This window comes from Roseburia sp. MSJ-14, assembly GCF_018918225.1.
In the GTDB taxonomy this organism is placed as follows: domain Bacteria; phylum Bacillota; class Clostridia; order Lachnospirales; family Lachnospiraceae; genus Petralouisia.
On sequence record NZ_JAHLQD010000019.1, the window covers coordinates 77,615 to 88,999 of the forward strand.

General features: G+C 38.0%; 13 protein-coding genes. All 13 read right to left on the reverse strand.

What is annotated here, in order from left to right; all coding sequences use genetic code 11:
- Window positions 1–8 precede the first annotated feature (8 nt).
- Entirely contained in the window at window positions 9–680 is a 672-nt protein-coding gene (locus tag KQI83_RS07960; protein WP_216556424.1) for a hypothetical protein, read from the reverse strand.
- Between the two features lie 183 nt (window positions 681–863).
- Window positions 864–1,343 (reverse strand): SpoVA/SpoVAEb family sporulation membrane protein, encoded by a 480-nt coding sequence (locus KQI83_RS07965; RefSeq protein ID WP_216556426.1) that lies wholly within the window; start codon window positions 1,341–1,343, stop codon window positions 864–866.
- Between the two features lie 21 nt (window positions 1,344–1,364).
- Window positions 1,365–1,793: a stage V sporulation protein AB gene (locus tag KQI83_RS07970; protein WP_253295551.1), complete on the reverse strand. Its 429-nt coding sequence runs from the start codon at window positions 1,791–1,793 to the stop codon at window positions 1,365–1,367.
- Complete coding sequence (locus tag KQI83_RS07975) at window positions 1,780–2,430, reverse strand: stage V sporulation protein AA (protein WP_216556428.1); 651 nt, start codon at window positions 2,428–2,430, stop codon at window positions 1,780–1,782. Before KQI83_RS07975 ends, KQI83_RS07970 begins: the two co-directional genes overlap by 14 nt.
- Window positions 2,420–2,578 carry a hypothetical protein gene (locus KQI83_RS07980; RefSeq protein WP_216556430.1) on the reverse strand — a complete coding sequence of 53 codons (159 nt, stop codon included), beginning with the start codon at window positions 2,576–2,578 and terminating at the stop codon, window positions 2,420–2,422. The genes KQI83_RS07975 and KQI83_RS07980 overlap by 11 nt, the downstream gene beginning before the upstream one ends.
- 74 nt (window positions 2,579–2,652) lie before the next feature.
- Window positions 2,653–3,408, reverse strand: a complete 756-nt coding sequence (locus KQI83_RS07985) for a SigF/SigG family RNA polymerase sporulation sigma factor (RefSeq protein WP_330622333.1) — start codon at window positions 3,406–3,408, stop codon at window positions 2,653–2,655.
- Window positions 3,409–3,418: 10 nt separating this feature from the next.
- Window positions 3,419–3,844, reverse strand: a complete 426-nt coding sequence (gene spoIIAB, locus KQI83_RS07990) for an anti-sigma F factor (RefSeq protein ID WP_216556432.1) — start codon at window positions 3,842–3,844, stop codon at window positions 3,419–3,421.
- A 24-nt stretch (window positions 3,845–3,868) separates the two neighbouring features.
- Window positions 3,869–4,174 carry an STAS domain-containing protein gene (locus KQI83_RS07995; RefSeq protein ID WP_216556434.1) on the reverse strand — a complete coding sequence of 102 codons (306 nt, stop codon included), beginning with the start codon at window positions 4,172–4,174 and terminating at the stop codon, window positions 3,869–3,871.
- Window positions 4,175–4,255: 81 nt separating this feature from the next.
- Window positions 4,256–5,587, reverse strand: a complete 1,332-nt coding sequence (locus KQI83_RS08000) for a tetratricopeptide repeat protein (protein ID WP_216556436.1) — start codon at window positions 5,585–5,587, stop codon at window positions 4,256–4,258.
- Between the two features lie 23 nt (window positions 5,588–5,610).
- Window positions 5,611–5,754 carry a hypothetical protein gene (locus KQI83_RS08005; RefSeq protein ID WP_216556438.1) on the reverse strand — a complete coding sequence of 48 codons (144 nt, stop codon included), beginning with the start codon at window positions 5,752–5,754 and terminating at the stop codon, window positions 5,611–5,613.
- The gene (locus KQI83_RS08010) at window positions 5,747–7,060 is read right to left on the reverse strand and encodes a bifunctional folylpolyglutamate synthase/dihydrofolate synthase (RefSeq protein WP_216556440.1); all 1,314 of its coding nucleotides are present in this window, start codon (window positions 7,058–7,060) and stop codon (window positions 5,747–5,749) included. The genes KQI83_RS08005 and KQI83_RS08010 overlap by 8 nt, the downstream gene beginning before the upstream one ends.
- Before the next feature lie 78 nt (window positions 7,061–7,138).
- Window positions 7,139–8,497: a DUF342 domain-containing protein gene (locus tag KQI83_RS08015; protein WP_216556442.1), complete on the reverse strand. Its 1,359-nt coding sequence runs from the start codon at window positions 8,495–8,497 to the stop codon at window positions 7,139–7,141.
- Window positions 8,498–8,693: 196 nt separating this feature from the next.
- The gene (locus KQI83_RS08020) at window positions 8,694–11,342 is read right to left on the reverse strand and encodes a valine--tRNA ligase (protein ID WP_216556445.1); all 2,649 of its coding nucleotides are present in this window, start codon (window positions 11,340–11,342) and stop codon (window positions 8,694–8,696) included.
- Window positions 11,343–11,385 lie beyond the last annotated feature (43 nt).

Sequence of the window (11,385 nt, forward strand, 5' to 3'; positions counted from 1 at the left end):
ACAACTTTTTAAAACTCAAAGAATCCTCGTATTTCATCAAAATCGGCTTTCTGACCGCTTCTTCCGTCTGTTTCCACCGTTAACATATGATCATCTCCCACTTCACACATTGCTTTTACGGTTTCATAACCTACATGTCCATTATACTCATCATACTCATATGCAATATGTTTATAATAAACGGTGTGTCCGTTGATTTCTTCTGTCATTACCTCTGATTCTGTTCCGGTAGCATAATAAGGAATTGTCAAATCAGAATCGCAAAATTCCTCGTCTACATCCAATAATCTGTCGGAAAACATAACAAACACGGTTTCTTTTCCATCCTCGCGCTCAAAAGCACATCCTCCCTGGTCATCAGCATCCTGTATATACCAATCATATCCTTCCGGAACATTTAATGTGATACTCTTTCCTTCATAACTTGTTACTTCTACCTGACCTAATCTTTTGGTAAATTCCTGTGTTTCCTCAGTATCATTTGTTTCTTCGGCTTCTCCTACCTTTTTCTCACTTACCTGCTTTACATTTTTTTCTATATTTCCCTTTGCTTCTTTCTTTTCTACATGTTCCTGTTTGGTAACTGTATGTTGTCCTGCTTCCTTCTTTTCATTTCCACAAGCTGTTACACTTGTAATTACAGTTAATGCTAACATCATTCCAATTAATTTTCTCTTCATAATTCATTGTCTCCTACTATTTAAACTTATTTTATTTCGTTTACAGTAAAGACTGGCGCCACCCTTATTACTTAACTCTTACATTTATAACACTTTTGGTTTCACACAAATGTTGCAAAAAAATAAAAAAAATTTCCTATTGCATAAAAAAAGCCGGAAACACAAGGCTTCCCGCTCTTTTTATCAAAACCATCCAAAACATTTTCCTATCCAATAAATGAAACCTAATACCCAGCTTGTAAATATTCCATACAGTATTACCGGGCCCGCAATGGTAAAAATCTTGCATCCGATTCCGAATACCTGTCCTTCTTTTTGAAACTCAATTGCCGGTGCCGCTACGGAATTGGCAAATCCGGTAATAGGAACTAATGCGCCTGCGCCACCCCAGTTTGCCAAGGATGGATATATATTGCATCCGGTAAGAATGACACTAAGCAGTATCAGTATCATACTGCACCACCCGCCTGCCACTTCTTGTTCCAGTCCAAACCGATTCATTGCCATATTCAAAATAAACTGTCCTATCACACAAATAATTCCACCCATAACAAATGCTTTTGCCATATTTTTCGGTAAGGAATGGGTAGGGGTTACCTGCTTTACATATTCATTATATTGCTGATTCTTTTTTTCTTTTTGCTTCATGGTTTCCTGTGCCATATGATTTTCTCACTTTCTCTGTCAAAATTTTTGCATATGATTCATATAAAAATATAAAGAACCAAAGGTTTTTCCCATTGCCATAAAAAACAACATCCATCCAAGTCCTTCTTTAATCCGCAGCCTTCGAAACATAATGGGAAATGAGTTTAAAATCTCTGCCAATGCCACTGCCAAACAGCCGGTGAATACTCCTGCTGACACACCAAACAGTACTAAAAGCGGTACTCCCAGCGGCACTTTCCATTGAAACAGCGAGAATAGATTTCCGAAGGTTCCTCCCAGTAAAATAATCGTTTCATAAATAAGTACTTCTTTTACCGTTCTGGTCTTTCCTATCATTCTTGGAATTACCCCTACCGATATGATAAATGCAAACACGCCTGCGGATACCGCAAAGCCGGATGCCAGCCCTACCAATCCCAAAAATAATTCTTTAATCCACATCATTACTTGTTCCTTTTCTTCCACAGTTTTCAATAAAGGTGGTATCAATATCTTTTTCATAAGTGCGCATTTCCACCTGAAGCGGCGTTGGGTCATGGGTAATCTTCTTTCTTCCTATATGGTTAAAAAATATAAGAATACCTAAGGATAATCCAATGGCATAGCTTATTTCCAGAACGGTAAAACCATTGGAAGATTTGCCCATCACCTGCTGATAAAAGTCTAAAAACACTTCTCCCACGCCCACATCGTTATTGAATGTCATAATGGTAAATGCGGAACCAAAAAAGGTAAAAATACATAAAATAGCAACTTTTAAGTACTGTATCCACTTTACTTCCTGTTGTGGCTCGTATTCAATAATGAAATCTTTTTCTCCCATATTTTGAATATCTACATTAGAATATTCTTTTCCGATAAGTTCAATTATCTTTAAAATAGAAAAAACTTGGCTCTGCCTTTTCTTTTTATCCTGATTTGCCGGTGTATGAAATTGATATACTTTTAATGTTTTTAATTTATTTACCAGCTCCCGATTGGTAGAGGTAAGCTTTGCAATGTCCTTTAACACCACAGAGGGTTCTTTTACCAACACATTCTGTTCAATTTTTATATATAATGTATCTGAATTAGATGCCATATTCCAACCACTCCTGCTTCTTTACTAAGGTTCCTTCTGTAACTTCTGTTTCATTTTTTGCATATTCCACATAATAGAAAATGCCTCCTATAATGGTGAGTATCACCACGGATAGAAGGCATAATCGATAAATTTTGGTATGGCTCATTTACTCACTTCCTTTTCCTTCTTTGAAAGTAGTATGCCATGCTTTTTTTCATTTATACATTTATTCTAATGGTTTTATAGTTTTTTTCGCATAGATAATAAAATTTTTTTCTCCATACGACTTACCTGCACCTGACTGATTCCCAGCTTTTCTGCCACTTGCATCTGTGTACATTCTTCAAAATAACGCATCTGAATGAGTTGACGTTCTTCCTCTTTTAATTCCTTTAATAACTGTTCCAGTAACATGTGGTTAATGAGCACTTCATGGCTGTCTTTTTCCTGTGGTAATCGGTCTGCCAGGCAGGTTTCTTTTCCGTTTTCCGGTGCATATGTCTTATAAATAGACTCTACTTCTCCGTTTGCTTCAAGTGCCATAACAATTTCCGTTCTTTCCATTCCTGTCTCGTCCGATAATTCCTGCAATGTAATATCTCGTCCTCGTTCCGCCTGCAAACGCTCTCTCGCCTGTTTTATTTTGGCTCCGTTTTCTTTGATACTCCTGCTTACTTTAATTAACCCGTCATCTCGTAAAAAACGCTTGATTTCTCCGGTTATCATAGGAACTGCATAGGTAGAAAATTTTACTTCAAAGGAAGTATCGAATTTATCAATGGCTTTCATGAGCCCAATACTTCCAATCTGAAATAAATCTTCTAATTCATAACCTCGATTGTTAAATCTCCGAACAATACTCCAGATTAGTCCCATATTTTCTTTTACCATTGTATCTCTTGCCGCTTTATCTCCGTCATGTGCCAGTTCCAGCAGTTTTTTTACTTTTTCATCTTTCGTCCGTACTTGCTCTGGCTTTTCTATCAGCAGCTCCACTCCTTCACCCCTATCCTATGGTTTTTCTCATCGTTACGCAAGTGCCTTCTCCCACTTTCGATACTACCTCCAGCTCATCCATAAATGCCTCCATAAATGCAAATCCCATGCCGGAACGTTCCAACTCCGGCTTGGTGGTAAACAATGGCTCCCTCGCCTGTTCTACATTACGAATTCCCCTTCCACTATCGGTAATGGCGATTTCTACTTGATTTCCTTCTATCTTACATTGAATCCAAATGCTGCCTTCCTGTTGTTCATATCCATGAATAATACAATTAGTTACCGCCTCACTCACTGCGGTCTTAATATCCGCAAGCTCGTCCACCGTTGGATTTAATACCGCAATAAATGCCCCCACTGCTACTCTGGCAAATCCTTCGTTTTCAGATATTGCCTGAAATTCCATCTTCATCTCACTTTTTAAATATTCCATATAATCCTCCTTGTGTTCCCTCTATTAATCGATTTCTATAATTTTCATTAAGCCGGATATCTTAAAAATACGTTGTATCTGCTGATTTAAGTGAATTGCCTTCACATAACCTCCGGAAAACCGAACATTTTTGCATCTTCCAATAATCACACCGATTCCAGAGCTATCCATAAACTGTGTATCCGAAAAATCAAATATTAGATTTCGTACCGGATATTTTACCAGTAATCCATCTGCCTCCTCTTTTAAGAATTCTGCCTGATGATGATCCAATTCCCTTGGCATTTTTAAAATCAAACATCCATATTCTCTTTCATACTTATGTTCCATCTTTTTCTTCCTTTCTTATGATATAAAAAGACGCCATGAATTCTTATTCATGACGTCTTTTGTAAGTTTCTGTTCTTATTGTTATTCTTGTGGTGTCGTGGTATCTCCCATCTCGTCTAAGTAAGACTGTGATGTTCTTGCCCGCTCTGTTTTCGGATGAAGTTCTACCACTCTTTGATAGTACTTCTTGGCATTTTCTGTATCTTCCAGCTTTCGATAGGACTGTGCCAGATAGTAAATGGCATTACCATCATCATAATCTTCATCCATCTGCACAACCTTTTCTAATTCGGTTACTGCTTCTTCATAATTATAACTATTGTAAGCACTGGAACCCTTTTCGTATACACTTGCCAAATACTGTTCGTTTACTTTTCCATTCACTTCATTATAAACAGTCTTGGCACTCTCGGATAATAGCTCCGGATTGATTTCTGCCAGCATATTTCCTGCACTCTCAATATCATTCTGGGTATAAGCGTGATATCCTGCCAACAGCTTATCATACATATCTGTTACCTGTTGTGCTGATTCCTGCTTCTGATTTAAGTCTGTAATCTGATTATTCAAATCATCAATCTGACTTTCTAACTTCTTAATCTCCTGATTCTTAGTGGTCAGGTTGTTGTTTGCCTCTACTTCTGATTTTTTTGCATCTGAGGTTGCGTTCTGTCGTATTCCCGGCATGATTAAGAATAATGCAATTGCTACACCAATTGCCATACCGATGACAATATTAATAATTGTCATAATTCCTGAATTATCTTTGAAGTTTGCCGGCTGAATAATAGTCTCATTCCCACTTTGGTATGCAATCTGTTCCTCTTTTTCTTTGCGGCTGTTTTTCTGAGACGGCTGTTCTCCATGCAACTGCAAATTTACTTCCTTTAAATAACGTAAGGTAAGTGTATTATTTGCATCAATTCTTCCTGCTGCACGAAGTTCCTTCTTCGCCTGTTCATATCTGCCCTCTTGCATATAAAGCAGTGCTAACAACTGATGTCCTTTTATTAAATTAGGATTTAAGGAAAGGACTTTCTTCAACTGTATAATAGCTAAATCCTGACTATCCTGTTTGCAATACAGCAATGCCTGGTTATATTTCTTAATCGTCTGATTAATGGTATTCAGTTTCGCCCGATTGGATTGGATTGACTCTAAATATTGCTCTGCAATATTATCCTCCGGCTGAAGGCTTCTACTAATTACCCACTCGCTTAAGGCATCCACTGTTTCGCCCATCTCAAAATATACTAATCCCAATAAATTTCTTGCCTGTGTATTGGCTTTATAAAAACGCAGACTTTTTCGCAGACACTCTGCTGCTCCTGATAAGTCTCGTACCTTTGCTTTCTCTAGTCCAATGTTATATAACGTATTGGATATACGAATAATTTTATTATAAGAATCCATCTTTACCTTCCTCACCGTCTTGTCTATCTTTGTTCTCTTGCTTCTTTCATAATTTCCTGCATAATATCTGTCATATCGGTAAGGTCTCTATCATATATGGCATCCTCAGCCTCTTCTACTTCAAGGCTTGGTTTAAACTTTTTCAATTCTTCTTCAAAATTAATCATCTTTCATTCCTCCTGCGATCTTTTCTAATTCTCCAACGAGATACAAGGACCCTGCACAGAACAACTTCTGTCCCTTTTTCTTCACTTTCGTTGCTTCTGCGAAAGCCTTTTCTACCTGATCTATTTCTGTTATCTTTATTCTCTGATTCATCGCCTGTGCTTCCTGTTCAAACACCTGCTTTAAAGTTGCTGCCGGAATCCCTCTGGCATCGGAAATCCTAGTTACAAAAATCTGCTCCCACTTTCCGTCTGTTAATAATTCTCTTATAGCTTTCACATAATTCTTTTCCTGAACCATGGAAAAAAGCAATATAGACGGAGTTGTTGCAATTTTATTTACTGCCTGTAAAAAGCACCGAATACCATCTGCATTATGGGCTCCGTCAAAATATATGTCTTCTCGGACTTCCTGCATTCTTCCCTTCCATTGTACCGTACGCATTCCTTCTCGGATTGCTTCCCGGGAAATTTGCTCTGTCTCTCCAAGATAATTTGCTGCCATTAATGCTACTGCTGCATTCTGCGCCTGATATGGAGCACCAAATGGGATTTCCACTTCAGTAACATCATACCGAGATTCATAAGAAAAATCAATCTTTTTCCCGGTGTTTAATAAAATTTTAATTTTCTCTAAATATACCGGAAACATTCTGCAATGCAACTGCTTTCCACGTTCTTCAATCACCTGTGCTGCTTCTATATTAGAGACATCATATACCACCGGAACCTGTTCTTTTAGTATACCTGCTTTTTCCCCTGCAATTTCAGCAATGGTATTTCCTAAAATTTCGGTATGTTCCAGACTGATAGAGGTAATAATAGTAAGTAACGGATGTTCTACCACATTGGTTGCATCCAGTCTTCCACCTAATCCCGTCTCTAACACGGCGTATTTCACATTTCGCTTTTGAAAAATCACCATTCCAACTGCAAACAAATATTCAAAATAGGATGGATGGGAAATTCCCTCTTTTTCCATCTCCTCCACTACTGACTGTACTTGTTCTACTGCCTGCACAAATTCTTCCTGAGTGCATTGTTCTCCATCTATCACAAAACGTTCTTCAATATCTACTAAATGGGGCGATGTAAATAACCCGGTACTTTTACCACTCTTTTTTAAAATATTGGCAAGGCAGGCACAAACGCTCCCCTTCCCATTACTTCCTGCTACATGTATTACTTTAAACTGATTTTGCGGATTTCCCAAGCGTTCCAAAAATGCCTTGGTATGTGACAAAGGATGTTTGGTTGTAAACTTTGGGATTCCTGCTATATAATCTATTATTTCTTCATATGTTTTCATAAAAAAATCACCACTTTCCATTATAATAAAGTGGTGATTTTATGCAAGCACATTTTGTATTGTTTTTTCGACATTTTCTTAAGATTCTAACTGACACATTACTATTTTATCCGGATTCTTTACAAACTCCAATCGTTCCTGCTCTTCTTTTACACTGATTCGTAAGTCATCCATTTCCACCCAGACTCCCGGATATACCTTTCCTTTTACGGAAATACTTCCGCCTTTTGCCCGTTGAATCTGATTTTCCAGTTTTTCAAGTTCTGCCGTATCGTTGGCAAGTAATGCACTGTCCCGAATCTTCACTCGCAACAATTCCGTTCTTCGAGGGTCATTCTTTACATCATTCAGTATTTTTAACCCTTCTTCGATTTTATATAAATTTTCCTGTTCTACCTCTATTTTGCTTCGTAAGATAGTGATACGTCTCATAACATTTGCATCATTTCCGATACGAACCTTTGTCTTTACTTCTCCGTCACTACCGATTGTCTGAACAGAAATGCTTTCAATTGCCCACACTTCTCCGCCTACAATACTTGCCTTTCTGCCATCCAAAATAATACTTCCACCACAAGAAACCTTGCAATTTAAAAATACATCTGCCTGTATGGAACCGTTTGCATGCACCTTGGTATACTCAAAGAACTTTGCTGTAATGTTTCCCCGGCTGGTAACACTTGCCCGGGACGCTCCCATTACACCACTTCTTAATACCACATCTTTACCGGCTTCTATCTGTGCACCCTCCACAATGCCATCAATGGTAATCGTTCCGGTGGCCTTAATGCTTACTCCAGAACATACTCCACCATGAATAATTACATCGCCTCTAAAATCAATATTTCCCACAGATAAATCTACGTCACCGCTTATCTCATATACCGGAAGTATGGTGATTCTTCCGTTCATCATCTCTATTTTTCCGTCAATCACCGCTGTATAAGTACTTCCATCCTCGGAACGTTCAAATCCTCTGCCTCGTAAAGGTACCTGATCTCTACCACGTTTTGCAAGGATTATCTTTCCTTTTACATTCATACCATCCTGCCCCTGATATGCTTTATGGTATTCTGCTATTACCTGACCTTTTTCCACTGTTTCTACCATTTTGATACTCCAGTAATCTACCGTTCCATCTGGTCGTATCTTAGGCTTTTTGCTAAAATCAAGATTAAATTTATAGTCATAATAGCCATCTGTACCATCCTGTGACTGACTTCCTTCGGCAATGAGAATTTCACGATCACATAGTTGTTTTTCCAGAAGCTCTTTCAAATTCTCTTCTATGATTCCAAAATTTACTCCCTTTTGCTTTAAAAACAGTTGTACCGTCTCCATATCTTTATAATTGTCCATTAACTCATACGGTATATATAGAAAGGCCTGCATTTCGTCATCACTAATTCTGACCCGTGGTTCTTTTGATGCTGCCATTTTTTTCCCTCCTATCACGTTTATTTGCAAAATAAGGCTATATATATTTTATATTAACAATTTTAGAACCTTTTTTCAATCTTTTTGTAAGATTTTGGTGTTTTTTGTCGAATATATTTTCTTTTATATGTTTTTTAGAAAAAAAGAGACTGTCTGTGATTTTCACACAACAGCCTCTTCCGTTTTACTTATAAAATTATTTCATCTGCGCCAGACGTTCTTCTACCTGCGCCATCATCTGTTCGTATTTTGCAAGTTTTTCTTTTTCTTCCTGTACTTTTGCTTCCGGTGCTTTGCTTAAGAACTTCTCATTGGAAAGCATTCCCTTAGAACGTGCTAATTCCTTGGTTAATTTATCTTTTTCCTTTAACAGACGTTCTTTTTCTTTTTCAAAGTCTACCAAATCTTCTAATGGTAAGTATACTACTGCACCCGGAATTACAACGGATACTGCGTCTTCTCCAATTCCATTTTTATCTGCCTGTACTTTCACTTCACTGGCACTTGCAAGCATACTGTAAGCACTCTTCATTGTTTCAAAAGTTTCTTGCAGGTTCTTATCTTCTGTTACGATAAAGACCTTTGCCTTTCTGCTTGGTGGAACTTCCATAGCAGTTCTGGTATTACGGATTCCTTTTACCAAATCCTTTACATGTTCTACTGCCACTTCCTCTTCCGGGAAATTCCATTCTTCGGTATACTCCGGCCACTGAGATAACATAATGGTTTCTTCTTCATCCTGAAGTGTACAGAAAATTTCTTCTGTAATAAATGGCATATATGGATGCAACAGCTTTAAGCCCTGAATCAATACCGTCTTTAATGTCCACATTGCAACTTTTGCAGATTCCGGATTTTCTTCTTTTTTGAAGGTTCTGGTCTTTGCAATTTCAATATACCAGTCACAGAATTCGTCCCAGATAAAGTCATATACTTTCTGAACGGCAATTCCAAGTTCAAATTTATCCATGTTTTCGGTTACATCTTTTGCCAATGTATTTACACGAGATAAAATCCACTTATCTTCCGGTGCTAACTTATCAAAGGATGGTTTTGTTAACTTCTCATCTCCAATATTCATCATAATGAATCGGGATGCATTCCATACCTTATTTGCAAAGTTACGAGAAGACTCTACACGCTCCCAGTAGAAACGCATATCATTTCCCGGTGCATTTCCTGTAATCAAGGTAAGTCTTAATGCATCTGCACCATACTTGTCAATTACCTCTAATGGGTCAATTCCATTTCCCAGAGACTTACTCATCTTACGTCCTTCTGAGTCACGCACTAATCCATGGAATAATACGGTATGGAATGGTGCTTCTCCCATCTGCTCGTATCCTGAGAAAATCATACGGATTACCCAGAAGAAAATAATATCATATCCGGTAACTAATACATCGTTTGGATAGAAATAATCTAAGTCTTCTGTTTTATCCGGCCAACCCAAAGTAGAAAATGGCCACAATGCGGAAGAAAACCAGGTATCCAAGGTATCCGGGTCTTGTGTCATATGAGTGCATCCACATTTTGGACACTTACCCGGATTTTCTCTTGCTACTACAAATTCTCCACAGTCATCACAATAATATGCCGGGATTCTGTGTCCCCACCAAAGCTGTCTGGAGATACACCAGTCACGGATATTGTCTGTCCAGTTAAAGTAAGTCTTATCCATACGTTCTGGAAGTAACTTGATTTCTCCGTTTTTTACTGCCTCTACTGCTGGTTTGATTAGCTCATCCATTTTTACAAACCACTGTTGTTTAATCATTGGTTCTACCGTTGTCTTACAACGATCATGAGTTCCTACGTTATGTGTATGTGGTACTACTTTTACTAATAAGCCCTGTTCTTCCAGCTCTTTTACCATAAGTTTTCTTGCTTCATAACGATCCATACCTTCGTATTTTCCACCATTTTTATTGATGGTTGCATCGTCATTTAATACATTGATTTCCGGAAGATTATGACGTTTTCCAACCTCAAAGTCGTTCGGGTCATGTGCCGGTGTAATCTTAACACATCCGGTTCCAAAATCCTTATCTACATAAGCATCAGCTACTACCGGAATTTCTCTTCCTACCAATGGTAAAATCAATGTTTTTCCTACGATATCTTTATATCTTTCATCATCCGGATTTACAGCTACTGCGGTATCACCTAATAAAGTTTCCGGTCTGGTAGTTGCGATTTCTACAAATCTTCCTTCTTCTCCTTTTACCGGATAATTGATGTGCCAGAAAAATCCATCCTGTTCTTCATGTTCTACCTCTGCATCGGAAATGGATGTTTTACATACCGGACACCAGTTAACGATACGAGAACCTTTGTAAATATATCCTTTTTCATATAATTTAATAAATACTTCCTGAACTGCTTTTGAACATCCCTCGTCCATGGTAAAACGTTCTCTGTCCCAGTCTGCTGAGGAACCCATTTTACGAAGCTGTTTTACAATACGTCCGCCGTATTCTTCTTTCCATTCCCATGCTTTTTTCAGGAAACCTTCTCTTCCAAGGTCTGCTTTATCAATTCCCTGTTCTTTTAAGGACTGGATTACTTTTACTTCTGTCGCAATAGAAGCGTGGTCTGTTCCCGGCTGCCACAATGCATTGTAACCCTGCATTCTCTTATAGCGGATTAAAATATCCTGCATGGTATTATCCAGTGCATGTCCCATGTGAAGCTGTCCTGTAATATTTGGTGGAGGCATCACAATGGTAAATGGTTTTTTACTTCTATCTACTTCTGCGTGAAAATATTTATTTTCTTCCCATTTCTGGTAAAGACGATCTTCTATGTCTTTTGGATCATAGGTCTTTGCAAGTTCTTTGCTCATGTTTTTTCTCCTTTTCTTTTACAAATCTTTCCTCAAATACTTC

What these genes read in the sequence shown, in the direction of transcription:
- KQI83_RS08020 (WP_216556445.1), bottom strand. Translation starts at nt 11,342, where the DNA reads ATGAGCAAAGAACTTGCAAAGACCTATGATCCAAAAGACATAGAAGAT.
- KQI83_RS07980 (WP_216556430.1), bottom strand. Translation starts at nt 2,578, where the DNA reads ATGAGCCATACCAAAATTTATCGATTATGCCTTCTATCCGTGGTGATA.
- KQI83_RS08000 (WP_216556436.1), bottom strand. Translation starts at nt 5,587, where the DNA reads ATGGATTCTTATAATAAAATTATTCGTATATCCAATACGTTATATAAC.
- KQI83_RS07975 (WP_216556428.1), bottom strand. Translation starts at nt 2,430, where the DNA reads ATGGCATCTAATTCAGATACATTATATATAAAAATTGAACAGAATGTG.
- KQI83_RS07970 (WP_253295551.1), bottom strand. Translation starts at nt 1,793, where the DNA reads ATGATGTGGATTAAAGAATTATTTTTGGGATTGGTAGGGCTGGCATCC.
- KQI83_RS07965 (WP_216556426.1), bottom strand. Translation starts at nt 1,343, where the DNA reads ATGGCACAGGAAACCATGAAGCAAAAAGAAAAAAAGAATCAGCAATAT.
- KQI83_RS07960 (WP_216556424.1), bottom strand. Translation starts at nt 680, where the DNA reads ATGAAGAGAAAATTAATTGGAATGATGTTAGCATTAACTGTAATTACA.
- KQI83_RS08005 (WP_216556438.1), bottom strand. Translation starts at nt 5,754, where the DNA reads ATGATTAATTTTGAAGAAGAATTGAAAAAGTTTAAACCAAGCCTTGAA.
- KQI83_RS07995 (WP_216556434.1), bottom strand. Translation starts at nt 4,174, where the DNA reads ATGGAACATAAGTATGAAAGAGAATATGGATGTTTGATTTTAAAAATG.
- KQI83_RS08010 (WP_216556440.1), bottom strand. Translation starts at nt 7,060, where the DNA reads ATGAAAACATATGAAGAAATAATAGATTATATAGCAGGAATCCCAAAG.
- KQI83_RS08015 (WP_216556442.1), bottom strand. Translation starts at nt 8,497, where the DNA reads ATGGCAGCATCAAAAGAACCACGGGTCAGAATTAGTGATGACGAAATG.
- spoIIAB (WP_216556432.1), bottom strand. Translation starts at nt 3,844, where the DNA reads ATGGAATATTTAAAAAGTGAGATGAAGATGGAATTTCAGGCAATATCT.